The sequence below is a fragment of the Hymenobacter norwichensis DSM 15439 genome (genome assembly GCF_000420705.1).
In the GTDB taxonomy this organism is placed as follows: Bacteria; Bacteroidota; Bacteroidia; order Cytophagales; family Hymenobacteraceae; genus Hymenobacter; species Hymenobacter norwichensis.
Window position 1 is genome coordinate 776045 of sequence record NZ_ATVL01000007.1, and the last position, 24516, is coordinate 800560.

A 24516-nucleotide genomic window follows, 5' to 3' on the forward strand; every position below is an offset into this window, starting at 1 on the left:
CCTAATCGAGTTCTGCTCGAGAAAATAGGTCGCGTATCAGCGTTTCGTTCTCGACGGCCGTTTTGAAAGCAACAGCAAATTGCTTTAGCGCTTCTTTGTCTGATGAGTAGGCGCAGTACATGCTTCCTTCTGGGTCAAACTTCACGGTGCCCACTAGCTGAGGATGTTTCTCTGCTAAAATACTCTGGCTAAGGAAGCCCAGTCATAGCCGCTGCCTTCGAAGCCCTCTTCGGCTCGTGCTTCAAAGATTTCGTTTCTATAGCTTCCAACTTCCAAACATACAGAAGCGCTGTTGTCGCATTCCGACCAGAAGAACGGGCTAATCGTTTTCTTGAATCCTTCGCTATTCATACTGTGGTTTCCTTATGGTGGGATGAAGTAGTACGCAAAACTTTCTTCAACTGGTAATTGCCTGCCCTAACACCGCCGCTAGCCCGTCAATTTCCGCCACTGTGTTGTAGCTATGCACGATAAGCCGTAGCCGCTCGGTGCCCACCGGCACCGTCGGCGACACGATGGGGCGTACGTCGAAGCCGGCTTGCTGGGCGGCACCGGCTACGCGCCGGGCGGTTTCGGGGCCGGGTTGCTGCGGGAAGAATACCGGGTGGATGATGTGGCTTTCCGGCGGCACGTGCAAACCGGGCACAGCATTGAGCGTAGCCTTGAGGTAGTCGGAAAGGGCGAAGAGTCGTTGGCGTTCTGCGGATAGCTGCGGCAGTACCTGATAGGCGGCTGTAAGGCTTGCTACGGTAAGTGGAGGAAGGGCCGTAGTATAGATGAACGGGCGGCTAAAGTTCAGTAGATAGTCGCGCAACACGGCGGGACCAACAACGGCGGCCCCTTGGCTGCCTAGCGCCTTCCCAAACGTAAGGATGCAGGCAAATACCTCGGCTTCCAGTTCTAGAGCCGCTACTAATCCTTCGCCTGCTGGTCCGTAAACGCCATTGCTGTGCGCTTCGTCCACCACTAGGTACAAGCCCCGCGCCCGACACAACGCCGCCAGTTCCAGCAGCGGCGCCATGTCGCCATCCATCGAATAGAGCGACTCCACAGCCACAAACACGGCGCCAGTAGCACGGGTGAGCCGCCGCTCCAGATCGGCGAGGTCGTTGTGGCGGAAGCTCCAAGCGGTGGCAAAGCTGCTGCGGATACCGTCCTTGACGGAGGCATGGGAGGCTTCGTCGTAGAGAATGGTGTCGCCGCGGCGGGGCACAGCCGAGAAGAAGCCCATATTGGCCGCGTAGCCAGAGTTGAACAGCAACGCGGCCTCGGCCCGGTGAAACTGCGCCAAGTGTGTTTCCAACGTTTCGGCTGCCGCCGAGTTGCCGGTGAGCAGCCGGGAGCCGGTGCTACCCGCAGCTTCTGCCATAGCCTGTTGCAAAGCAGCCTGTACTGCTGGGTGACGGCTCAGCCCGAGGTAGTCGTTGGAGCTGAAATCCACCAGTCCGGCCGCTGGCTGCGTGAGGCGGCGGCGCGTGCCGGCTACTTCACGCTGGGTGAGTTGCTGGGCAAGGCGCTGGTGGAGGGGAGAGAGAGTTGACACTACTTCTTTTTCTTTTCGGTAGGCAACGGGAACTGCCGAGGTAATCCTAGCGAGTCGGGCTGCCAGCCTAATGAGGTTCTGGCCTCCTGACGAACGGACGTTTCAATTACTTGCTCATTGAGCATACCTAAGCTGGCAATATGAAGCGCAACGTCAGGCAAAGCATCCTCATAGAGAATGTACGTGCGCTTGCCTAACCAATAGAAGGCGCCTTCCACATTGCCAGGTTTCGGTGGACCGTACCGGCGAGTAAGTGCTTGTAGAATAACGCGGGTCTTCTGTTCCTTTTTCAATTGGTAAGTCACTCCGATAAATCGGCCACCACGAAACCAGAACTGGGGGCGTATTTTCTCGTGAGCAAACGTTGCCGTGTCGGCTTGGGATATAAGTCCATACACACGGGTTATCTTCCAGCGTTTGCCAATGCCGGAGACCTGTGGTTGTAAGCTCGGAACGGTTCCTTCTGAGGTTCCAAACGGAACACCATGTACTGCATATGTGGAGTAAAGCTGCTGTAGTGCAGGCATAGAACCGCTGGTAGTTTGTGCTTGACCGAAAAGTGGCAGCATTCCTACTAATGGTACCCAAGCAAGTGCTTTAATCTTAGGGGAATACATTTCCATGCAGAAATAGAAAAATGCTCCTTCGGTTCAGAAATGTCTAACCGAAGGAGCACTAACTAATCTATTTGTAAAATAGATTACGCCTCTATTGAAACCTCTTTACCCAACACCATAGCGCCTTCCGGCACGTCCTTGAACGATTTGCGGGGCTTCAGGCCGAGCAGCGCAAACATCTGCTTGTCGGCGTCGAAGTCGGGGTTGGGAGTGGTGAGAAGCTTTTCGCCGCTGAAGATAGAGTTGGCACCGGCCAGGAAGCACAGGGCCTGTTCGGTAACGGGCATTTCCTGGCGGCCAGCCGAGAGGCGCACCATGGTGTGCGGCATTAGAATGCGGGCCGTGGCAATCATACGCAGCATTTCCCACACGCTCACGCGGGGCTGGTCGGCGAGGGGCGTGCCGGCTACGGGCACCAGCGCATTCACGGGCACCGACTCGGGGTGAGCGGGCAGGGTCGCTAGGGTATGCAGCATGGCTACCCGGTCTTCGTCGGTTTCGCCGAGGCCGATAATACCGCCGGAGCACACCGAAATACCCGCCTTACGCACGTGCTCCAGCGTGTTCAGCCGGTCGTCGTAGGTGCGGGTTGTGATGATGTCGTCGTAATGCTCGCGGCTGGTATCGAGGTTGTGATTGTAGGCGTAGAGGCCGGCTTGCTTGAGGCGCTCAGCCTGGTACTCGTTCAGCATACCCAGCGTGCAGCACACTTCGAGGCCGAGGCCGTTCACTTGCTCCACCATGCCCAGCACCCGGTCGAAGTCCCGGTTGTCGCGGATTTCGCGCCATGCAGCGCCCATGCAGAAGCGGGTGCTGCCCGAGTCTTTGGCGCGTTGGGCCGAGGCCAGTACTTCGGCATCGGGCAGGAGCTTATGGGCCTGCACGCCGGTATGGTAGCGGGCAGCCTGAGGGCAATAAGCGCAGTCTTCGGGGCAGCCGCCGGTTTTCACGCTCAGCAGAGTGCACACCTGCACTTCGCCGGTGGCCTGGGTTTGGGCATGAATGGCCGCGGCCTGCGTCACGAGTTCCAGCACGGGCTGGTGATAGATGGCATTTACTTCTTCGAGGGTCCAGTCGGTACGGAGCTGCATGTGGGAGCGGTAGGCGGTGAAGAATTGACAGGAAACAGGCCCTGAAAAGGGCAGCCCGCCGGTGCTGACGCTGCACGGCGAGCCGCAAGATACGGGGTCCTCGTTTTTCGTTGCTGGTTTTTTGTTTTTCGTTGGTGTTGTAGACACACGACACTTGGCTACGCCGGCCTGTGGTTAGCGTCTCGGCGTTGCTGAGGTCGTTTGCCTTGTGTCGTCCAAACGGCGCGTACGCCGAGACGCGAAGTGTCGCGTCTCTACATCGTTCTGCCTGGCTTACACCGACCGTAACACCCGGCAGGGGTTGCCGACAGCCACCACGCCGGCCGGAATGTCGCGCGTGACTACGCTGCCGGCCCCGATGGTGGTGCCGGCCCCAATGGTTACGCCGGGCATCACCTGCACGCCGGCTCCCAGCCACACATTGTCGCCGATGGTGATGGGCCGGGCAAACTCCCAGCCCGCTATGCGCGGTTCGACTTCTACGGGATGGCCGGCGGTGCTGAGCAACACATTTGGGGCAATAAATACGTTGTCGCCAATGATGACCGGGGCGCAGTCGAGGATGGTGAGGTTGTAGTTGGAATAGAAATTCCGGCCTACTTTGATGTTGTAGCCATAGTCGCAGCGCAGCGGGGCCTCCATGTGGGCATCGGTTTCGTAGCCCAGCAGCTCGGACAGAACTTGCTTATCGAGGTGCACGGGCTCCTGGTTGTAGCGGTGGCACAAGGTCTTGGCGTGCAGGCGTTCCACTACCAGTTCCGGGTCGTTGGCCTGATACAGTTCGCCGGCCAGCATCTGTTGTTTGGGTGTCATCACCATAGCTGAAAAGAGGGATAATGACGCCAAAGCTACGGGTTGCCTTGTTGTTGCGCCGCCGGGAGGTCAGGTTTCGTTCAGGGAAACTAAGCTTCCTCTCGCCGCTTAATGCGCGGAATGTCGGAATGACAGAACAACGGGTAGCTGCATTGCCGCGCGACTCGGTGCTTACAGCGGGTTGCTGTTGGTACGGCTGTCGCGGGTGTTTTTCTGCACGGCAATGGCCCCGAACAGCGCCAGCAGGAATGACATGCCGTAGAAGCCTTTTTCGCTGAGCGTGAGGGTGGCGTTCCAGAGGCCTACCACCAGCAGCGCCACCGCCATTAGGGTAGAAAACCAGCTCAGGCCGTAGTATATGCTCGTCACCGGCACGCCTTCCATTTGGTCGCGCACGGTTTTTTGCAGTGAAACAGCCGAGAACAGACCGTACATGAGCACGGTGAAGTAGTAGCCTTTTTCGTTGAGTACCATCTGGGCGTTCCACAGGCCAACAATAAAGGCGGCCATTCCGGCAAGCAGCGCCACCCAGGAAGCGGCAATGAAGGCATTGGAGGGCTTGGTGTTCATAACGGTACAATGGTGTGTGGTTGGAGTACAAACGCCGGGTAGTAGCCGGTCGACAAGCCAAACATAGCAGTTATTCCCACCTACTCCGTATCCAAACTTCTGTCTTGATTAGACTTTTGAAAATGCTTTATTCTTTGGGTTTTAAATCGTGTTATTTAACTGAAAAGGCTGTTTTAATGCTCTTGAAAGGTATTCTTTATTGATTTGGCTTCTGTTATTTTTTTGATAAAATCAGACTATTAAATGGCGCTAATTCGTATTGTTTCCCACGCGCAGCAGGCTGAAAATTGCTCCGTTAACAAGCCCCAGTCCCTCATGCAGAGGTGGAGCCGAAGCATCTCGCGTGCTGAGGTTGCAGAGCCGATTCAACGATTCGAGCGAGATGCTTCGGCTGCGCCTCTGCATGACGGTCTAGGGTTTTTATGGGTGCGCTTATCTTCGCCAATGACAGACAGCATGTACCACAAACCAGAACGAGCCGCTCCAAGTGGAGCGGCTCGTTCTGGTTTGTGATTAAGAGCGTTTGCCGGGTCGGGCGCTGCCGCGGGTACCGCGGGTGGTATTTTTGGGCCGACCGGCGCTTCCCGAAGGGCCTTTGGATGGGCCAGCCGGGCGGTTGGGGCGGGCGCCGGGCTGGCCGGTTGGTCGCCCGGAGCCGGCGGCGCGGCCCGCAGTAGCCAGGCCACGCGGAGTAGCGGGTTTGCGGCCAGCGGATTTTTCAACCCAGGCGCCGGCTAGTTTGGTTTTGGGCTTGCGTGGCGCGTCATCGTTGCCGGGGCCGGAGGCGGGGCGCGCTATAGCGGCTTGACCGGAGGTCGGGCGCGCCGTTTTGCGCGATGGCCGGTCGGCCCACTGCTCGGCGGTGGAAACGGTTTTGCGGCGGCGCGGTACTGAGCCATCGTCGGTGCCGCTGGAGTGCTCGATCATGCTGAACAGCTCCTTTAGCTCCTTCTCGGTTAGCTCGCGCCAGTCACCGATACCGATACCTTTGATGTTGATGTTCATTACCCGGATGCGCTCCAACTGCACCACCTCGTAGCCGAAGGCTTCGCACATGCGCCGAATCTGGCGGTTCATGCCTTGAATGAGGGTGATGCGGAAGATGTAGTTGGTTTCCTTCTTTACCTCGCACTTCTGCGTCATCACACCCAAAATCGACACACCGTTGGCCATGGCCTCGATGAACTGGTCGTTGATGGGCTTATCCACCATCACAATGTATTCCTTCTCGTGGCGGTTGCCGGCCCGCAGAATCTTGTTGACAATATCGCCGTTGCTGGTCAGCAGAATCAACCCCTGCGACTCCTTATCGAGGCGGCCGATGGGGAAGATGCGGACGCTGTGCTTAATGTAGTCGATGATGTTGCCTTTCACGCCCCGTTCGGTGGTGCTCGTCACGCCCGGTGGCTTGTTGAAGGCAATGTACACGGCGTCTTCCTCGGCCCGCGGCTCAATGGCGTGCCCATTCACCACCACTTTGTCGCGGGCACCGACCTGCACGCCCACCTCGGCCCGCTTGCCGTTCACGAACACGCGGCCCTGCTCGATAAACTTGTCGGCCTCCCGCCGGGAGCAGAAGCCGCTTTCACTGATGTATTTATTGAGCCGGGTTGACATGGTGTGGGATGCTAAGCGAAAAAGAAACGACCCGCCAGAAATACCAGCGGGCCACAAAGATACGGCAGAAGCAAACGCTTCACTTAAACTGCCGCGTCAGCCGCTGCGAAAAACGCAAACAGCGCCGTTTCCACTTCGGCAGGCAGGGTGGCGGGCGTTACGGGGTGCAACGGCAGCGGCGCGCCTGCCGCCTGGGGCGTGTATGCGCCTTGCGTAGTTGTAAAGTGCAAGTGTCCCTGCGTGAATTCACGTTGCTGCTGGTCGCCGTCCTTGTTCATCGATACGAACGTGAGCGGGTGCAAGGTCTGCGTGGCTTTATCGAAATACAGCCAGAAATACACGTCGCCGGGGTTGTCGCTCTGCACATCGAGACGCTTGATTTCGAAGATAATGGCCGCGTCAGCTTCGAGCAGAAAGAGGGTGCGGTAGGGGATGGGCATAAGGTGAGATTGTGATTTATTAGACTTTACAGCTCCACTTTCTTCTCCCCCTTATTCACGCTCACTATCCACTTGGTTAGTCCGTTCATATAGATCTGCTGGTCGTCATACATGCTCATGTGGCTGCCTTGGGGGCAGATCAAGGACGTGCCGTTTTGCACTTTTTGAGCTACCATGCGCATGTGCTCGGGGTCCATGGTGTCGTACTGGCCGCCGATGCTCAGGACTGGTACTGATAGTTTCGGCAGGTCGGGTACCCGGTTCCAGGTGGTGAGCTTGCCCGAGATGCCAAACTCGCTGGGGCCCTGCATAGTCACGTAAAGCGACTGGTTGATTTTGTTCATGGAGCGGGTTACCGGCTCCGGATTAGGTACGATGCGGCACAGGTGCTGGGCATAGAAATTGGGTTCGAGCAGCCCCATATAGCGCGGGTTGGCGAAATCCTTTCTAGCCTCCAACTGCCGGATTTCGGCCAGCACTTCGGGCTTCATTTGCTTGGCGAGCACCTCGTCGGCATACCGGCCATAGTCGGGGCAGCTCATCATCATGTTGGAAATGACAAGGCCTTTGAGGTTCTGCTGATACTTGAAGGCGTACTCGGCCGCCAGGATGCCGCCCCAGGAGTGGCCGAGTAGATAGAAGTTGTCGTTGGTCAGGTTGAGGGCTTGGCGCACCTGCTCCACTTCCTCTACGTAGCGCGGCAAGCTCCACATGGCGGTGTCTTTGGGGTTGTCGGAGTTGCCGCAGCCGAGTTGGTCATAGTAGATGAACTCGATGCCTTCCTGGGGAAGGAAATTCTCCATGCACTCGAAATACTCGTGGGTGGCACCAGGGCCGCCGTTGAGCAGCAGCACCTTCATCTTCGGGTTGTTGCCGAACCGCTTGGTCCAGACGTTGAACGTGCCCTTGGGCGTGGTAATCGGAATGACTTGCACGCCACCATCCTGCACGCCGGTTTCCGTGCGCTGGAAGTAGCTAGCCGCCGGCGCAACGGCTGCTTCCTGCTTGGGCTGGGTATTGCACGCGGTGGTAAGGAGGCCGGCAAGGAGGAGGGCAGGAGCGAGTAGTTTGTTTGTCATGGCTATGAGAAGAAAATGAAGAAGTAGCAGGACTGAGCGAGAATAAATAGTATGCTTTCCTACACGACTGACTTTGTAATAATGTTGTACCCGTGTTCTGCGCAATAAACAGGAATATGAGCCCACGACAATTGTCGTTCTACTGCTTGCTGGTGAGCAGTATACACTAACTGCCGATACCGCGCCAAAACGAGTTGCTCACACCAGTCGTGAGCGTCTTGCAAGTCGTCGGAATCAAGCGCAATTTCCTCGAATGCCTCCTGCAAACTTTCATAGCCTACCAGGACGAATGCCTCGTCAGTACTAATGGTTTGGCTGAAATCGGCTAGCCATTCCTGGTCGTCAAGGCCACCATCCTCCGCGTACGTAAATCCCTCAATTTCCCACTTATCGGTGTTGATATCAAATTCGGTCAACTCAAAGTAAAGTGACTTAACGACGATACTGCGTGTTGCCTTCTCGTAGAAGCTGTCAACCCACAGACATAAGCTTTCGGCTTGGTTGAGTAGCGACTTGCCAAGTATCAAATGAAAAGGGGAAGTAGGAATAGCCACTAGTCGAGCTTCAGCGAGCTGAATTGCCTGATTGAAATCTGCCTTTTCTAGAAAAGGATTAACAACCTCTGCAAAATCGAAATTCATAGGTAGAGTTTCTATTGGCGCTTGTGGTGATACCAAATAAACGTAGCGGGCCGCCCCAGTCAGGAGCGGCCCGCTAACATAACCGAATCGACTATAAAACCCGGTGAATACGTGGTTTAGCCGAGCGTGTGGTACACGGCCTGCACGTCGTCGTCCTCCTCGAACTTCTCGATGAGGTTCATTACCTCTTCCAGCTGGTCGCCTTCGAGGTGGACGGTGGTGTTGGGCACGCGCTGAAGCTGGGCCGACGTAACGTTCAGGCCCTTTTCCTCTAGCGCTTTCTGCATCTGGCCGAAGTCTTGGAAAGTGGTTTCCACCACAATGAAGTCCTTCACGTTGCCTTGCTCGTCTTCTTCCTGGTCGGCGTACACGTCTTCAGCGCCGGCGTCAATCAATTCCAGTTCCAACTCGTCGAGTTCGAGGCCCTCGGCGGCGAGGCGGAACACGCCTTTGCGGGTAAAGGTGTAGTCTGAGGAGCCGGCGGTGCCGAGGGCGCCGTTGCCACGGTTGAAGTACATGCGCACGTTGGCTACGGTGCGGGTGGGGTTATCGGTGGCGGTTTCAATTACCACGGCCACGCCGTGGGGGGCGTAGCCTTCATATACCACTTCCTGGTAGTCTTTCTCTTCCTTGCTGCTGGCCCGCTTAATGGCGGCTTCCACCCGGTCTTTGGGCATGTTCACGCCTTTGGCGTTCTGCATGGCCGTGCGCAGGCGGGAGTTGGCATCGGGGTTGGTGCCGCCTTCCTTCACGGCCATCACAATCTCCCGGCCGATGCGGGTGAAATCTTTGGACATCCGGTCCCAGCGCTTCATTTTGCGGCCTTTGCGGAATTCAAATGCGCGTCCCATCTATGGTGAGTTGGTGAAATGGTGAGTTAGTGAGAATTTCTGTCGGCGTAGTGGAGCCGAAGGGGCTGCAAGTTAGGAGAAAGCCGGGCGGGGCGCAATTGCGAATTCCGGTTTGGGCCGGCCGGCTACGTGGCGTTCGGGCCGGCTACCGGCTCACTGCGCCCGTAGCGTGTAGGTGCTGGAGTTGCCGGCCGGGTAGCCCTCGATAACCAGCGTGAGCAGGTTGTTGCGCAAGCTGAACGTGCCTTGGTCGGTGCGGGGCTGGCCTTTTTTGTCGCTGTACGTGAAGGTGATGTGGTTGCCGGCGAAAGTGAAGCGGCCCGTCTGGTCGAAGGGCATGGGGTTTTGGTTGACGGTCAGGGTCAGGTGCTTCTGGTAGGTGCCGTCGGGGCGGAGCGTGAGGGTGCCGCCTACGCCGCTGGCCGCCACTGGAGTAGGGCCGCTTTCCTGGTCCAGGATGCTGTAGCTGAGGTAAGTGTAGGTGGTAAAGAACGACGGCTTGAGCGTGGCCGCCGGCGTGGCTTTGCGCTGTGCTAGCACCGCTGGTGCGCTCAGCAGCAAACCAATAATGAAAACGAAATAGCGCCTATTCATGCTGGAAAGGTAATACAAGTGAGGTGGTGCAGTAGTGAAATGATGAGGTTGCCGTTCTAATGACGCCGCTTGCGCATATTGCGCAGCCAGAACAACAACCTCACCATTTCACTACTGTACCAGTTCATTTCATGCCTGACTTTCTCCGCGACCTTATTCGTCCTACCGCCGAACTGGCCGAAGCCGATGTGTGCTTAGTGGGCCTGCCGCTTGATTTTGGAACGGTGCTGGAAGGGGGACGGGCTGGCGCCGTACATGCCCCCGACGCCATCCGGCGGGAACTGCGCCGCTACCACAAAACCTATAACCTAGAGCACAACGTCAGCCTCGAAAACCTGCGAATTGCGGATGCTGGTAATGTGGACTTACGCCATCCTAACCACGAAGAAAATCACCACCGTATTCGGGAGAAGCTAGGCGAGTTGTGCCGACAGTATCCGCGGGTAGTGGTGCTCGGTGGTTCGCACGACGGCACCTACAGCACCGTGCGCGGCCTGGCTGATGCCAGTGGCGGCCAGCCAGTTGGGGGTATCAACCTTGATGCGCACGCCGACGTGAAGCATAAGCTCGGCATCATCAGTAGCGGTACCCCCTTCGGTAAGCTGCTGCGCGAAGAATTTTTGGCTGGTTTTCGCTTCACTGAAATCGGCCTGCATTCCAACCTCAACACGCAGGCCGATATCAACTTTCTGCACGAACAGCAAGTTCATATAGTGCCTTTGGCGCACATACAAGCCGATGGAATGCCGGAGTACATGCGCCGCGCGTTGAAGCGAGCCGGTGGGCCAGCCTTCGTCAGCTTCGACCTAGACGGTTGCGCCGAAGCATATGCCCCCGCCGTTTCGGCCCCCAGTGCTGATGGCTTCACGCCTCGGCAAGCGGCAGAAGCGGCTTTTCTGGCAGGGCAAGCAGCGGAAGTCCGTCTATTTGAAGTGGTAGAGCTGAACCCCATCTTCGACCGGGACAACCAAACGGCCCGCTTGGCCGCCACCATCATCACGGCCTACCTAACGGGCGTGGCAGCTGGGCTTACCACAGCAGCCAGAATAACTACTAGGATTTGAATACCAGTGAAAAAGCCGTCCTGCTTACAGTTGAAGCGGAACGGCTTTTTCAATGAGAACGTGCGTTCTACGCCTGATATTTGCCGGAGCCGGTGGGGAAGCGACGCGACGAAACGTACTTGGTGGTTGGGTAGCCTTCGTGCCGGCGCTGCTGCCGCCGCTGTACCAACCAAGCCGCGCCAGCCAGTAAGCCCACGCCCACAATGGCCAGTGTCAGGCGCTGTGGGAACGGGTCTTCGGGGGCGGGTGGCAGGTAAGCTACGCCGTTTGCATCGAGGCGGGCAGGGTCGAGTACGTAGCGGCCGGTGGTAGGCATAGGGAAGAAGTTGGCCAGCTGTTGGAGGCCATCGGTGGCTTCTACGCCCTGCATCACCGGGCCGTGGCCGCAGCCGATGTTTTCGGGGCGCAAACCTGCCAGCTTCTGCACCGACTCGCGTACCTGCTGCCAGTTGTAGTTGAACGGCGCACCCGCCACGCTCACCTTGGGAACCTGGAGCAGCAACGACGGTACCGACTCGTGGTTAGCCGTGGCAAAGGCATCGGCGCCGAGCAAGGTTTTGTCTTTCTCGCGGAACAACGCCACTTGGCCAGGCGCGTGGCCGGGCACGTGCACCCAGCGCCACTCCGGTAAAAACGGTACTTCCTCAGAATCGGTGGGAAGGGCCTGTACCACGCTACTCAACTGGAACGACTGCGGCGGGAAAAACCGAGCCATGAAAGCCAGCGTACCGCCGTTTTCCACGGTGGGGTCGGCGGGCGGATACACGGCGTGGGCCGTCAGGAAGGGCAACTCCAGCGGGTGGGCCAGCACGGGTACTTTCCAGTGCTCGGCCAGGGCCAGCGCCGAGCCGGAATGGTCCATGTGGCCGTGGGTCAGGATGATGGCCTCGGGGTGTGTGCCGGGATAGAACAACTCGTCGGCTGCCGCAATAATGGCCTTCTCGGAGCCGGGTAAGCCCGTATCGACCAGCACCCAGCCGCCAGCGTGACCAGTTTCTACAAAATACAGATTGACAAAGCGCTGAATAGTAAGCTGCGTGACGCCGGGAGCTACTTGTTTCATGGTGTTTGTTGGGTAAGTAATGGTTGAGCTCGATTTGGGAGATAGTACGCAAATCAGGCCGGCAGGGAGACAACAACCCCGGATTTTATCGGTTAGTAGCGACTGTACAGCCCAGCCGGCCCCAAACAAAAGAAGCCACCCGAAACGGGTGGCTTCTGGCCTGAACAAGCAGGATAGTGGTCGGGGTACAAAGCAATTCCCGAAAACCGGGCGTGCCCGTATCTTCTATTGACCGGTGGTAGTGCCGGTGCCGGCGGTAGTGCCTGTAGTAGTGCTGCCGGTGGTAGCGCCGCCCGTGGTGGTAGAAGCGCCGGCCGTGGTGCCACCAGCCGTGGTACCAGCCGTAGAGGTGCCGTCAGTGGTGGTAGCGCCCATGGTAGTGGAGCCGTCGGCGGCGCCCGTGCCACCCGACATCGACGTGTCGGAGCTCATGCCGGTATCCGTGCCGCTAGCATCCGAAGAGGAAGCTTCGGTTGAGGTGCCCGAGGCGTCGCTGGTTTCGCCGCCAGCCTGGCTGCCTTCACCGGCTTGGTTGCCGCACGAAGCGAAAGTCAACGAAGCGGCTGCAAGGGCAAGAAACAATACTTTTTTCATCGTGTTAGGGTAATGGTGGTAAGGAGTTTGGAATAGGTTGAGACGGCTCCAGTAGCTGAGCTGTCTGTGGTTTAATACCGATATCTAACGGAGGTAACCCAAAAAAGATAAAACAGATCATAATTTTATTATATAGTCCAGCTTTGTAAAATAGTACAGTTGAGCTATTAGTAAAAGCAGATACAACGAATAGTGCAAAAGGTATCTGAGGAGCTTCAGGCACTCAAGGCATCTAAGAAGCTTTCTGACCTTCAATGAGTTGCAGGTAAATGTGCTTGTTGCCTAAGAGGACAGCAGCTACAGCTTCCCGGAAAAAGATATGCTAGCTGGCAGATGAGGAGGAGGCATTCTCGTCAGGCACAAATTCCAGTAAGTCGCCGGGCTGGCAGTCCAGTACTTGGCAAATGGCTTCCAGCGTGCTGAACCGAATGGCCTTGGCTTTGTCGCTCTTCAGGATGGACAGGTTGGCCAGCGTGATATCTACGGCGGCGGCCAACGCACTGAGCGACATTTTGCGCCGCGCCAGCATGACGTCTAATCGGACTACAATGGGCATCTCGTTCAGACAGTTAATTCTGCTTCCTCGGCCAGTTGCACTCCGCGCCGGTAGCTAGCCGCTAGTATCACCAGCATGGCCGCGACCAACCCATTAGACACCAACGACGAACTGAACTCGGAGTTAGGCGTCAATTCAGCTATACCGGGTGGGGTCACGCTGTGAAGGTAGTGTTGCATCCACCAGAAAGCTGCCCGCTGGTACACCTCGCAGCCAATAAAAAGCGCAGCCAGCCAATATAGCCGCCTGGTGTTGGCTGGGCTAAAAGGTACACCGGGCTTAACGTCGTTTAGAATTGCGGCCATGATGAAGCTAAAAATTAGGCCCGCCAGCATCAGCGGTAATGGACCTTTTTCGGCGTTGATGATGCGGACCAACAAGCGGCGGCTTGCCTGTGGCTCCCGTAGCACGAGGGTGCCGGTTTGAGCATGCATAATTAGTTGGGTCGGCTTACCGGCTGCCACTTCCTCCTTGGCAATAGTAACCGACGGTATAGTGGCGCTAGTCGACGGGAGGTGTTGCCGTACATTCACGGATACTATGTCGTCAGCTTTGGGGGAAGAGGGGAACATGAATGTAAAAATCCCAATTCCCACTAGGCCAACTACACCAGCCACGCTGGATAGGGTAAAAACAAATTGCAAAAACTTGAGGAGCAGCGTAGTGAACTGGTTCATAGGGAGAGGTATAAATAGAATTGGCAGAGCAGATCAAAGAAATAAAAATTTATTGATAAACAATAAATAATATCTGATTAAAGATAAATAATTTTCTTTGTTCGATAGAAGAGTGTTGTGTCTCAGCACCATTAAGCCATACCGCGCAGCCCTGAAAATTAACTGGCACAGGCCGAGCACACTCAGTAATAGAAAGGAGCTAGGCTACCGTAATCAACGGCTGCCAAACGGGGAGTGCAACCCAATGGAAAGGCCGCTAGGGTAGAAGAGCGAAAAGTTTAACTTGCCAGCCTACCCACTTTCATCAGCCTTCCACCTCATGCCCCATTCCGCCCTCGACACGCCCGAACTCAACCTCGAAGCCACCAGCCAATCTACCCCGGCCGCCGCGCCTGCCACCCGGCCTATGTACTATGAGTACAAGCCCGAGGAATCCGTGCGCGCTATGCACGGCACTACGCTGCGCTGCAAAACCTGGGAAGCCGAAGCGGCTTTGCGCATGCTGGAAAACAACCTCGACCCGGCCGTGAGCTTGGTCTACGACGAGCTGATTGTGTACGGCGGCGCCGGCCGTGCGGCCCGCAACTGGAAAGAGTACCAAACCATTGTGCGCACCCTCAAAAACCTGGAACCCGACGAAACCATGCTGGTGCAAAGCGGCAAGGCGGTGGGCGTGTTGCGTACCTGGGCCCATGCCCCGCGGGTGCTCATTGCCAACTCCAACCTCGTGCCCGCCTGGAGCACCCAGGAGTATTTCGATGAACTGGACAAACTGGGGCTGATGATGTACGGCCAGATGACGGCTGGCTCCTGGATTTACATTGCCACCCAGGGCATTCTGCAAGGCACCTACGAAACCTTCGCCGCCGTAGCCGATAAGCACTTTTCGGGTACGCTGGCGGGCACTGTTACGGTTACGGCGGGCCTCGGCGGCATGAGCGGCGCCCAGCCGCTGGCCATTACCATGAACGACGGGGTGTGCCTGGTTATCGAGCCGATTGATGAGCGGGTGAAGCAAAAGGTGCGTGAAGGCTACCTCGATGAGCAGGCCCGCGACCTAAACCACGCCCTGGAGCTGTGCGCGCAGTACAAGCAGGAGCGCAAAGGCTGGAGCATTGGCCTGACCGGCAACGCCGCCACTGTGCTGCCCGAGCTGCTAGCTCGTGGCTTCCGCGCCGACATCGTAACCGACCAGACCTCGGCCCACGACCTGATGGACTACCTGCCTGAAGGCGACATCAATGAGGTGCTGGCCTTGCGCGCCAGTAACCCTGAGGAGTTCAAGCGCCAGGCGCTGACCTCCATCGTGAAGCACTGCCAAGCCATTATCGACATGCAGGCCGCCGGTTCTGTCGCCCTCGACTATGGCAACAACCTGCGCGGCCAAGCCGAGAAAGGTGGCCTCAAAGTGCGCGACGAGCACGGCCAGTTCCTGTACCCCGGTTTCGTGCCCGGCTACATCCGGCCGCTGTTCTGCGAAGGCAAAGGCCCTTTCCGCTGGGCGGCCCTCTCCGGCGACCCGCAGGACATACTGCGCATCGACCGGGCTCTGCTCGAAACCTTTCCCGAGAACAAGATGCTGGCCCGCTGGATAGCCAAGGCCCAGGCCAAAGTGCCGTTCATTGGCTTGCCGGCCCGCGTCTGCTGGCTGGGCTACGGCGAGCGGGAGAAGTTCGGACTGGTTATCAACGACCTAGTGGCGCGGGGCGAAGTATCAGCCCCCATCGTCATCGGGCGCGACCACCTCGACTGTGGCTCCGTGGCCTCGCCTAACCGCGAAACCGAAGGCATGAAAGACGGCTCCGACGCCGTAGCCGACTGGCCTCTGCTCAACGCCCTGGCCAACTGCGCCAGCGGCGCCGACTGGGTTTCGCTGCATAACGGCGGTGGCGTGGGCATCGGCAACTCCACCCACTCCGGCATGGTGATAGTAGCCACCGGCACCCCTGAAAAAGCCGAGCGCCTGCGCCGCGTCCTCACCACCGACCCCGTTATGGGCGTCTTCCGCCACGCCGACGCCGGCTACGAGCTGGCCCAGCAAGTAGCCGAGGAACGCGGCGTGAAGATTCCAGGGCGGAATTAGGAAGCTGATATCCAAACTTTGTTTCTTGCATTCGAAAAATTTAATACCGTCAATTTGCTCTTATCTAAGCACTGCTTTTCGAAACTGGTGCTTGGGTAACATGTATAATCCTCTCTTTTTTTATTTTGTTATATGAGTAAAGTATTCTACTTGGGTCGGTTTAACTTGAATGCTAATTATGATTCTTATGAGCAAAAAGAAATAATAATAAGAAATAGTTTGTCTGCAGATGTGGCTATAGATCATTTAAATTTTAGATTTAAATTTTCAAAAATAGATGAAGTGAGTATTTCAGGTCGTTTATTCTTTGTTGGATATTTGATAAAATATAGTAAAAACGAATTGCATCCAGTGGTGGATGAAAAAAATAGGGAAGTAACTGAAATCGAAGTTGAGAATGAAGTAATAAGTTTGGCTAGATTTGTTTTGGAAAATGAGACAGGTCTTATTGTGTACAACACTCCTTCAAGGCATTTTAATATACAATCTTTTGCAAATAGATTTACAGAGCTCATTGAAAGAGCGAATGATAATTTTTTTATTGAAGCAAAAATAGAAACTATTGAAGATAGAGGTAGTCTGCTTGATAGGTTAAGAACAATGCGGCGCATTAAAGAAATAAAAATTAATCTTCATCCTTCTAACCCAAGTTCTTCGCGCGTCTGGGAACAAGTAGATAATAGAATTCAGAACCTGCATGCAGGAAAATATGTTCAGTTGTATGAAGCTAAACCAGCTGGTCCTTCTTTATCAACGGACAATCATATAGAGCAATCTATAGCTATGGCTGAAGATGGTTATGGTATAGCATCTGCAATAGGAACAGACCAAGATGGAGCTGATGTCAGTTATACAACTGCTGATAATCCCGAAACTTTTAAGCTAGATGACGAAAAATCTGAGCCGTCTATACTCGTTGAATATATATTGCCCTATATACAGCGAATGATTAATCGAGTTAAAGGAAAGCCATGAAGTTAAAAGATATAATAGTGAGTTGGGACCTTGCTTTAGCATTAGTAGTAGGAGGCCTTACTTACTATTACTCACCTGATAGAGTTTTTCATGATATAGCACTAGCTTTTTATAATACGGGCGTTTCTGTATTGTCAATATTGTTTTCTGTTTATTTCGCTGCTCTTGCAATAATATTGTCGTCATCAAGTGATGAATTTGTAAAATTCCTTGAAAAGGATGGTAGTTATTCTGCTATAATTAATCTATATAAATATACTCTTGCAGTATTGTTTGTTGGCCTAGTAACTTCTATATCCCTTTCTTTAGTTACTTCATTTAAGGCAAAGGGTCCTGTAAACAATCAGAGTCAATTTTATATATCTACTTTTGCATTCTTGTTTTCGTATGCGGTTTTTTGCTCATATAATTCAGCCAGAGATGCCATAGCATATTCTATGTACCGGATGAAATTTTTAAAGGGAAAATGACTTTGTTGTTGCACCTACCCGTAATGATATAAGTAACGCTTCAGAAAACTCATGCGTTGTCCGTTTTAGAGAGTATAAAGAAAAAAGCAAAACCCCGCTTCCGTTGTTTACCTCCCTGCACCGGCACATCACCGGGACACGAACCAAATAACACAACCATGAACATCGGAATCATTGGGGCCGGCTACATCGGCAGCGCCCTGGCCGTGCGGCTCACCAGCCTCGGCCATTCAGTATACATTGCCAACTCCCGCGGGCCGGAAACCCTGAAAGACGTGGAGCAGAAGACGGGCGCTACGCCTGTTACGGCCGAGGAAGCTGCCCAGCGCGGCAGCGACTTTATTGTGGTAACCATCCCGCTGAAAAACATCCCCGACCTGCCCAAGGACCTGTTCGAGGGCGTGCCCGCCAACGTGCCCATCATCGACACCAGCAACTACTACCCCCTGCTGCGCGACGACCAGATGCCGGAGCTGGAAACCGGCGACCTGACTGAAAGCGGCTGGGTGCAACAGCACCTGGGCCGCCCCGTCGTGAAGGTGTTCAACAACATCCTCGCCGAGCACCTCGAAAAGAACGGCCAGCCCGCCGGTACGCCCGGCCGCATTGGCCTGCCCGTAGCCTCCGACGATGCCGCCGCCAAGCAGAAAGTAATGGCCCTGGTAGAGGAACTAGGCTTCGACGCCGTGGACGGTGGCAGCATGAGCGAATCGTGGCGGCAGCAGCCCGGCGGCCCCATCTACTGCAACGATTTGTCGGCCACCGAAGTGAACAAGCATCTGGCTTCCCTTGGCACCACGCGCACCGAGGAACAGCACGCCGAGTTCCTGGCCAACCAAAATGCTGCCGAAAAGCATATGGAGGCGCAAGGCATCTCGCTACGCTAACCGCGGCAAAATAATCAGCTAATTAACTCACTATGAGCGCCGCCTAGGAAACCTGGGGGGCGCTTTTTGTTCTTAGAGCGTGTTTAGGAAAAAACGTCATGCTGAGCTTGCCGAAGCATCTCTACCGCAATGGTATATAATTTACTTTGGTGGTAGAGATGCTTCGGCAAGCTCAGCATGACGGTTTATAGGCGCTTTTAGTGGAATCCAAACGCGCTTTTACTTCTATCCTTATTTTAGCCCCGAGCCAACCACTCTTCCCCATTCCGCATCTTACCTCTTATGAAACCCGAACTGCAAGGCCTTCCGCTCATCGACAACAGCGGCAGCCACCGCTTCGAGCTGACTGTAAACCACGCCACCGCCTTCGTGGAGTACGGCGACCGGCCTGAAGCCATTGCCCTGTTTCATACCGAAGTGCCGCCGCAGTTGGAAGGGCAGGGGGTAGGCTCGGCTCTGGTGGAAAAGGTGCTGGCGGAAGTGGAGCGGCGGCAACGGCAGCTGATTCCGCTGTGCCCCTTCGTGACCAGCTACCTGAAGCGGCACCCAGAGTGGCAGCGCCCGGTTATCAGCGCTGGTTCCAGCCAACGCCACAGCAGTAACAGTTGGCCGCCGCCGAATGGCGCCAAAGCAGGCAAAAGTCAACGCGCCGCTGCGTAGTAGTACACTCCATAGTTTTTCAAGATACTGATGCGAAAGGTGATAAGTGCGCTGGTTCTGCTGTGCAGCCTGGCGGTAAGGGAGGGAAAGGCGCAACAGCCGTTGGAAGTGGTGATTGTAGCCACCTCGCACTACAATGGCAGCAAACCGGCAGAATACCGCCCCGTGATTGAGAAGCTGAAAGCCTACCGGCCCGACATGGTGTTCGGTGAGTACCTGACGGCAGTCGACGCCCAACAACTTCCTGCCGATCAGGCCATGGCCCGGTCGTATCAGCGCTGGCAGAAGTACTTGCAGCGCCGCGAACTGACTGCCACCCCACTCACCGCCAAACAAGCCGCCGCCGCCCAGCGCCGCCTGCGCAAAGCCCCAACCCTGGTGCGCCCCCGCGTAGATCTGGCCCGCTACTACACCGCTGGCTACGACCGGGGCAATGCCGAGTATCAGCTGTATTTGCTGGAAGAACCCCTGAAAGGGCTGCTAACCGCCGCCGACCGCACCTACTACACCCAGGCCTTCGGCCCGGCCGACTCCTTGCGTAAAGTCAAGCTGGTGCGCCCGCTCACCGAGTACCACACCATCATCTTCCCGCTGCTGCACGAGCTGGGGCAGGAGCAGATTTTTGGGATGGACTGCCAGCGCTACGACGGGCCCTGGAACACGGCCTCCGGCCAAGCCTACACGCAGTACGTAGCCTTGCAAAAGGGCTTCAAGGTCGATTCGACTACGGCGCAGGCGGCCACGTACCGGCGCATTGATGGGGCCAAAACTGCCTACTTCGCCCACCTCAACACCGCCCCCACCGACGCCGACGCTTACCGCCTGCTAAACACCCCGGCGTACGAGAAGCTCGATGCAGCCCTGAATTTCTACGGCGGCGAGGCGCTGTACGGAGCGCCCGGTTTTCCCACCCAAGCCGTGCAGGACATGCATGTGCAATGGAAACTGCGCAACCAAGGCATGTGCGAAAACGTGGTGCGCCAAGCGCGCGCGCAGAAGGCGAAACGTGTGTTGGTAGCCGTGGGCGCCTCACACGGACAAGCCATGCGCGAGATTCTGGCGCAAATGCCCCAGGTACGAGTACGCATCTACAACGACCTGCCGTAGAACCGCCGCCCCAACCTGCACGGCTGAGCTAGCCAGTCACGCTTAGAGAACCGTATCAATCTAACGCCACGTAGCATGACCCTCCCTCAAACTCTTGCCCCGCCGTTTCCGCCGCTTGCTTGGGATGGATACGCTTGGTCGGCTTTGGTGCAGTTGCCTACCTGGACCGGAATGCGGCTGCCAGATGATACCTCTTTGCCTATTGATGGCACTGTGGAAGTACGCGTATCCACTGAAAACGACGAGCCCGCGCTGCCAAGCCCGGAGCAGGCCGCAGCGTACGAGCAGCTAGCGGCCCAGGCCGCAACGGTGCGCGAGGCCATTTTGGCGGCGGTGTTTGACTGGTACCAACAAGACTACCTAACCTGGCGCGACGAAAACGGCTACGATGAAGAGGAGGCCGCCCGCTACCTACCAGCCCTAACCGAGCCGGCGCAACTGGTCGGGCTTATGCAGCTCACGGCCATCAACATATTTTCCACCGCCAAAAACGGGCTGAGTTACACCGGATACGAGTTTGTGTGCAGTTGGGAAGAGGAACACGGCTTGGGCGCCATGCTGCATGGCAGCCGGGTAGTGGAAGTAGGGGGCGCCGACACGGCTATTCTGGAATGGATAGCCGCCCGCGACGCCGAAGGAACGGAGTAGCGCAGCTCGGGCCGCCGCTAACCGGAAGTAGGTTCTACTTGGCCAGCTGTTGCTTCAGCCATATCAACGACTGCTGGTTGGTTTCCTCGAAACGCCAGTGCCCTGAGATGGGCGTGATAACCACGGTTTTGGGCGCCTGCACGGCGTTGATAGCTGCATATATCGACGTAGGCGGGCAGGTGTTATCGTTGTAGCCCCAGGAGTAGAAGCCGGGCACTGTGATTTGCCGGGCGAAATTCACCACGTCGTAGTAGCCGATGGTGGCGAGTTGGGCTGGCAGGCTGGCATCGGGGGTGGTGCGCTCGGTGAGCAAGTGGGGCCAGCCTCCGGCCCGGCCGTGCTGATACCCGGTTAAATCGCAGAGAGCTGGATAGAAGGGCGCCAAGGCGGTAACGCGCTTATTTAGAGCGGCCGTAACAATGGCCAGCGCGCCGCCTTGGCTGCCTCCGGTTACTACCACGTTTTTGCCGTCAAACTCGGGCAGGCTGCACAGGTAATCTACGGCGCGCACGCACCCGAGGTACACCCGCTTGTATTGTAGTAATAGGCGTTGCGGTCTGCTAGGTTCTGGGTTTGGTAGTTGCCTACTGCTTTATTGATGGTTTTGTATTCTTCGCTGCTTAGTAGGGGAGAGTAGCCGTGAATCTCGATGCTGAAGCTGATGTAGCCTTGCTCGGCATAGGCAGTAACCGGACTGAACGGCTTGACCCCGGCCCCTGGCGGCTGAAACAAAACCGGGTACTTGCCGGGTGCTTTGGGCTTGCAGAGGTAGCCGTATAGGCGCTGCCCCACCCGGTAATGCTGCAAACTAACCAGGTACACATCCACGGTGGCCGTGGAGTGCTCGGGTAGATGGGTGAGCAAGGGCGCCATTGGCACTTGGGCTGCTTCGGCATTGGCCTGGTTCCAGAACGCCAGAAAGTCTGCGGGCAACGCAACGGTGGGCTGAATCCGCTCCGGCGAAAAGCCCACTTTCACTTGGCCGCTGTAGGTTTTGCCTTGGTACTCCGTTTTCACTACCAACTGCCGGAAGCCCGGTTGCTGGCTAGTGCCCAGCTTGATTTTGCCTTGTCCTCGCTTCAGCAGCACAGTGCCTTTGGTGTCGGCAGGCAGCATTTCCGGGCCCGCTTCGTAGCTGAGCGTCACGTTTTTCAAGGGCACGTCATTCTTCAACACCGTCACCTGCACCACCGCCGGCTGGCCCACGCTGTACTTCCAGTCTTCCGCCCCAGGGGTCAGCACAAACTCCAGCAGCTTTATCGGGGCCGGCGAATTCTGCGCCTTTAGTTGGCTGATGCCAGTTGAAAGCAAGCACAAAAACAGCCAGAAGCGCGCGTAACGAGTGCCCATGCAAAGAGAGGTAACCAGGAAAGAAACTACTTGAAAACGGGTGTCAAACTGCGGGTGTAGCCGAGGCGTACAGCCGCGTTTTGCGCAACTACGGGGCGCTGGCGTGGCCTACACCGCGCCAACGCCCCGTTGGGCTACCGCTAGTAGCCGCCTAGAGCCAAACTACTTTTTAGGCGACTTGGCCGGGCTACTCGTGGGCTTCACGGGCTGGCCGTTGATGAGCACATTCTGCAACACCAGGCCCTGCTCGTAGTCGATTTGCAGCGGCTTGTCCACGCTTCTGATGGTGGAGTTAACCAGCCGTAGGTTCTTCACCGGCGACTCTTTGTAGGCATTGACAAACACGCCGTATTCCCCGCCATCAGCTACGTCCAGGTTTTCCACCCATATGTTGCGCACGGTGGGCAAAAACTTGCCGGGCTTCTCATAGAACATGGTGCAATGCACGGCCGCCATTTTGTAGGTGCCTACCTTGATGTCTTTCAGGAAGATGTTCTCGATGATACCGCCGCGGGAAGAGCTGGTTTTGATGCGCAGAATGATGTCCAGATCGGGGCTGCTCATGGTGCAGTTCAGGGCGAAAATGTTGCGGGCGCCCCCGGCAATTTCACTGCCCAGCACCACGCCGCCGTGCCCGTCTTTCATCTCACAGCCCTCAATGATGTGGTTTTCTGCCGGCTTGCCGGGGCCCCGCCCGTCCTCGTCGCGGCCCGATTTGATAGCAATGCAGTCGTCACCGGTGTCGAAGTAGCAGTCCTTGATGAGCACGTTTTTGCAGGCGTCGGGGTCGCAGCCGTCGGTGTTGGGGCCGTGCGACGAGATGCGCACCTTCTCCACCGTCACGTTTTCGCACATCACCGGGCTAATAAACCACATCGGTGACTCGATGAGCTTGACGCCGGAAATCAGCAGGTTTTTGCAGTTGTAGGGCTGAATCATGTACGGCCGCAGGTAGTGGCCGTCGCCGAAAATGCGTTTGCGCGGGTCCACCTGCTGGCGCATCAGTACGTGCAGACTGTCGCGGGCTTTGGTTTGGTTGGGTGTGCCTGGCTGCCAGCCGTATTGCGTGCGGCCTTTCCAGGGCCACCAGTTGTCCTTGTCGGCATTGCCGTCGATGGTGCCGCTGCCAGTAATGGCAATGTTGGTTTCGTTGTAGGCGTAAATCTGGGGCGAATAATTCATGCAATCCATTCCTTCCCAGCGCACCAGCACCAGAGGGTAGTCTTTGGTGTTGCGGCTGAACACAATGATGGCTTGCTCGCTCACGTGCAGATTGACGTTGCTTTTCAGGTAGATGGGGCCGGTCAGGAAGCGGCCTTTCGGTACTACCACCCGCCCGCCGCCCCCGGCGTTGCAGGCCTCCACAGCTTTGCGAAAAGCTTCAGTGTTCATCGTGGTACCGTCGCCTTTGGCCCCAAAGTCAACCACCGCATAGTCTTTGTTTTTGAACGTGGGAGCCTTAATCAGCTTACGGATTCGCTCGATTTCTTTGAGGGGCTGGCTAACCGATGTCCACACGGTGGGCTCGTCTTTGTCTTTGGGGCGCCAGGCCAGGAGCAGCGTAATGCCCGCCACTAAGGCCAGTATTCTGACAACGTACTGATTCAGATTCATAGGATAAAGCAAACAAGTAAGACCAAGCAACCACGGTATTTCAGTTCCATAGTTGCTTTCAACAAGAAAGTATAGCGGCGGCCACGCGGCAAGAACGGCTAGTAACTACTGTTCTTGCCTTTCCAAGATGTACACCTGCATCTGTTTGCGCAGCTGAAAGCCCAGTTGCTGGTAGAGGGCGTAGGCTCGGGTGTTGTTCTCGTACACGTGCAGGAAAGGAGTGCGGCCCGCGGCTAAAATAAGCTTGATTTGGTGCCGCAGCAGTTGGTTGGCGTAGCCTTTGCCGAGGTGTGCAGGGTGGGTACACACGGCACTTATTTCAACGTACGGCGAAGGTTGCAGCCGCTGGCCGGCCATAGCCACCAACTGTCCGTCCTGAAAAACGCCGTAGTACTGGCCGAAGTCGATGGTGCGGGCGAGAAACGGACCAGGGTTGGTCAGGGCCGTTAAGGCCAGCATGGCGGGTACATCCTGCTCTTGCAAAGCCACCAAGTGGCTGTCGACGACGGGTGGAGCTACAAGTGCAGGATACACGAGTTGCAATAAGTCTCGGTGCAGCAATGGCTTCCAGCCAGCGGGTAGGTTGATGGCTTCGGCCGTAAACAACACCGCTAAGGCACCGGCCGGTAGCAGCTTGTGCAGGCTGGCGAAGGTTGAAGGCGAGTAATCGGCTAGCCCGGCAAATGCTCCTACGTCGGGTGGCAGAATGCGGGCTTGCTGGTCGCCGAGGGCCAGGGCGTGGTTGCCGGTGCGTAAGGCGTTCCAGATGGGGTTGTCTAAGGGGTGCTCCATGTAGCAGGAAATAAGCATTGCCTCAGTTCCACCGACAGCGAAGGCGCTTAGCTGAGGAGGCGTTGCAAGCAGGAAAGCTAGCCAAGCTTCCGCTAAAACCTAGCCGCCCACACTAATCGG

27 protein-coding genes and 1 pseudogene are annotated in these 24516 nt (G+C 56.4%); 8 read left to right on the plus strand and 20 right to left on the minus strand.

The genetic code is table 11. The annotated features are described in order from the left end of the window. Window position 1: 1 nt before the first annotated feature. The 12 genes and pseudogenes from G536_RS33050 to G536_RS0109515 form a co-directional block, all read right to left on the minus strand. Window positions 2-351 (minus strand): annotated as a pseudogene (locus tag G536_RS33050) (immunity 51 family protein). Window positions 352-397: 46 nt separating this feature from the next. Then, window positions 398-1543: an aminotransferase class I/II-fold pyridoxal phosphate-dependent enzyme gene (locus G536_RS0109465; RefSeq protein ID WP_022823351.1), complete on the minus strand. Its 1146-nt coding sequence runs from the start codon at window positions 1541-1543 to the stop codon at window positions 398-400. After that, window positions 1543-2166, minus strand: a complete 624-nt coding sequence (locus G536_RS0109470) for a hypothetical protein (protein WP_033369781.1) — start codon at window positions 2164-2166, stop codon at window positions 1543-1545. The genes G536_RS0109465 and G536_RS0109470 overlap by 1 nt, the downstream gene beginning before the upstream one ends. A gap of 77 nt (window positions 2167-2243) precedes the next feature. Then, window positions 2244-3251 carry a biotin synthase BioB gene (gene bioB / locus G536_RS0109475; RefSeq protein WP_022823353.1) on the minus strand — a complete coding sequence of 336 codons (1008 nt, stop codon included), beginning with the start codon at window positions 3249-3251 and terminating at the stop codon, window positions 2244-2246. Window positions 3252-3524: 273 nt separating this feature from the next. Beyond that, window positions 3525-4064 carry a sugar O-acetyltransferase gene (locus tag G536_RS0109480; RefSeq protein ID WP_026880008.1) on the minus strand — a complete coding sequence of 180 codons (540 nt, stop codon included), beginning with the start codon at window positions 4062-4064 and terminating at the stop codon, window positions 3525-3527. Window positions 4065-4235: 171 nt separating this feature from the next. Next, window positions 4236-4634, minus strand: coding sequence for an inner membrane protein YiaA (yiaA, locus tag G536_RS0109485; RefSeq protein ID WP_022823355.1), 399 nt, complete (start codon window positions 4632-4634; stop codon window positions 4236-4238). 513 nt (window positions 4635-5147) lie between these two features. Then, window positions 5148-6251, minus strand: a complete 1104-nt coding sequence (gene rluF, locus G536_RS0109490) for a 23S rRNA pseudouridine(2604) synthase RluF (RefSeq protein ID WP_022823356.1) — start codon at window positions 6249-6251, stop codon at window positions 5148-5150. An 83-nt stretch (window positions 6252-6334) separates the two neighbouring features. Then, window positions 6335-6691, minus strand: coding sequence for a hypothetical protein (locus tag G536_RS0109495; RefSeq protein ID WP_022823357.1), 357 nt, complete (start codon window positions 6689-6691; stop codon window positions 6335-6337). 26 nt (window positions 6692-6717) lie between these two features. Continuing rightward, the gene (locus G536_RS0109500; protein WP_022823358.1) at window positions 6718-7770 is read right to left on the minus strand and encodes a proline iminopeptidase-family hydrolase; all 1053 of its coding nucleotides are present in this window, start codon (window positions 7768-7770) and stop codon (window positions 6718-6720) included. A gap of 59 nt (window positions 7771-7829) precedes the next feature. Further along, complete coding sequence (locus tag G536_RS0109505) at window positions 7830-8411, minus strand: hypothetical protein (RefSeq protein ID WP_022823359.1); 582 nt, start codon at window positions 8409-8411, stop codon at window positions 7830-7832. Between the two features lie 116 nt (window positions 8412-8527). Next, entirely contained in the window at window positions 8528-9262 is a 735-nt protein-coding gene (locus G536_RS0109510) for a YebC/PmpR family DNA-binding transcriptional regulator (protein ID WP_022823360.1), read from the minus strand. Between the two features lie 153 nt (window positions 9263-9415). Continuing rightward, window positions 9416-9856: a copper resistance protein NlpE N-terminal domain-containing protein gene (locus tag G536_RS0109515; RefSeq protein WP_022823361.1), complete on the minus strand. Its 441-nt coding sequence runs from the start codon at window positions 9854-9856 to the stop codon at window positions 9416-9418. A gap of 131 nt (window positions 9857-9987) precedes the next feature. Here G536_RS0109515 and G536_RS0109520 point away from each other — a divergent pair, with 131 nt between their 5' ends. Beyond that, entirely contained in the window at window positions 9988-10920 is a 933-nt protein-coding gene (locus G536_RS0109520) for an arginase family protein (protein ID WP_022823362.1), read from the plus strand. Between the two features lie 67 nt (window positions 10921-10987). On the opposite strand, the gene G536_RS27170 is transcribed toward G536_RS0109520, so the two are convergent. The 4 genes from G536_RS27170 to G536_RS0109540 all read right to left on the minus strand — a co-directional run bounded on the left by G536_RS27170 (window position 10988) and on the right by G536_RS0109540 (window position 13705). Then, a complete protein-coding gene (locus G536_RS27170; protein ID WP_022823363.1) occupies window positions 10988-11983 on the minus strand; it encodes an MBL fold metallo-hydrolase in 996 nt (331 codons plus the stop codon). Between the two features lie 225 nt (window positions 11984-12208). Further along, a complete protein-coding gene (locus tag G536_RS0109530) occupies window positions 12209-12577 on the minus strand; it encodes a hypothetical protein (protein WP_022823364.1) in 369 nt (122 codons plus the stop codon). A 322-nt stretch (window positions 12578-12899) separates the two neighbouring features. Next, window positions 12900-13133 (minus strand): helix-turn-helix domain-containing protein, encoded by a 234-nt coding sequence (locus G536_RS0109535; protein ID WP_022823365.1) that lies wholly within the window; start codon window positions 13131-13133, stop codon window positions 12900-12902. A 5-nt stretch (window positions 13134-13138) separates the two neighbouring features. Further along, window positions 13139-13705 (minus strand): DUF2975 domain-containing protein, encoded by a 567-nt coding sequence (locus tag G536_RS0109540; RefSeq protein ID WP_169515076.1) that lies wholly within the window; start codon window positions 13703-13705, stop codon window positions 13139-13141. 424 nt (window positions 13706-14129) lie between these two features. On the opposite strand from G536_RS0109540, the gene hutU reads away from it, so the two are divergent. The 7 genes from hutU (at window position 14130) to G536_RS31765 (ending at window position 20640) form a co-directional block, all read left to right on the plus strand. Continuing rightward, window positions 14130-15893 carry a urocanate hydratase gene (gene hutU / locus G536_RS0109545; RefSeq protein WP_022823367.1) on the plus strand — a complete coding sequence of 588 codons (1764 nt, stop codon included), beginning with the start codon at window positions 14130-14132 and terminating at the stop codon, window positions 15891-15893. Window positions 15894-16025: 132 nt separating this feature from the next. After that, window positions 16026-16868 (plus strand): DUF4747 family protein, encoded by an 843-nt coding sequence (locus G536_RS0109550; RefSeq protein WP_022823368.1) that lies wholly within the window; start codon window positions 16026-16028, stop codon window positions 16866-16868. Continuing rightward, complete coding sequence (locus tag G536_RS32115; RefSeq protein WP_157530526.1) at window positions 16865-17338, plus strand: hypothetical protein; 474 nt, start codon at window positions 16865-16867, stop codon at window positions 17336-17338. Before G536_RS0109550 ends, G536_RS32115 begins: the two co-directional genes overlap by 4 nt. 158 nt (window positions 17339-17496) lie before the next feature. Then, window positions 17497-18225, plus strand: a complete 729-nt coding sequence (locus G536_RS27175; RefSeq protein ID WP_022823369.1) for an NADPH-dependent F420 reductase — start codon at window positions 17497-17499, stop codon at window positions 18223-18225. A 282-nt stretch (window positions 18226-18507) separates the two neighbouring features. Continuing rightward, window positions 18508-18885 (plus strand): GNAT family N-acetyltransferase, encoded by a 378-nt coding sequence (locus G536_RS27180; protein ID WP_022823370.1) that lies wholly within the window; start codon window positions 18508-18510, stop codon window positions 18883-18885. 30 nt (window positions 18886-18915) lie between these two features. Further along, a complete protein-coding gene (locus G536_RS0109565; protein WP_157530527.1) occupies window positions 18916-19992 on the plus strand; it encodes a DUF5694 domain-containing protein in 1077 nt (358 codons plus the stop codon). Window positions 19993-20067: 75 nt separating this feature from the next. Further along, window positions 20068-20640 (plus strand): DUF6985 domain-containing protein, encoded by a 573-nt coding sequence (locus tag G536_RS31765; RefSeq protein ID WP_157530528.1) that lies wholly within the window; start codon window positions 20068-20070, stop codon window positions 20638-20640. Between the two features lie 34 nt (window positions 20641-20674). On the opposite strand, the gene G536_RS31770 is transcribed toward G536_RS31765, so the two are convergent. The 4 genes from G536_RS31770 to G536_RS0109585 form a co-directional block, all read right to left on the minus strand. Beyond that, a complete protein-coding gene (locus tag G536_RS31770; RefSeq protein WP_051166895.1) occupies window positions 20675-21151 on the minus strand; it encodes an acetylxylan esterase in 477 nt (158 codons plus the stop codon). After that, complete coding sequence (locus tag G536_RS31775; protein WP_051166896.1) at window positions 21139-21990, minus strand: acetylxylan esterase; 852 nt, start codon at window positions 21988-21990, stop codon at window positions 21139-21141. Before G536_RS31775 ends, G536_RS31770 begins: the two co-directional genes overlap by 13 nt. 162 nt (window positions 21991-22152) lie before the next feature. After that, on the minus strand, window positions 22153-23604 hold the full coding sequence (locus G536_RS0109580; RefSeq protein WP_022823373.1) for a glycoside hydrolase family 28 protein: 1452 nt from the start codon (window positions 23602-23604) through the stop codon (window positions 22153-22155). 105 nt (window positions 23605-23709) lie between these two features. Next, window positions 23710-24396 (minus strand): GNAT family N-acetyltransferase, encoded by a 687-nt coding sequence (locus G536_RS0109585; RefSeq protein WP_026880011.1) that lies wholly within the window; start codon window positions 24394-24396, stop codon window positions 23710-23712. Window positions 24397-24516: the final 120 nt, after the last annotated feature.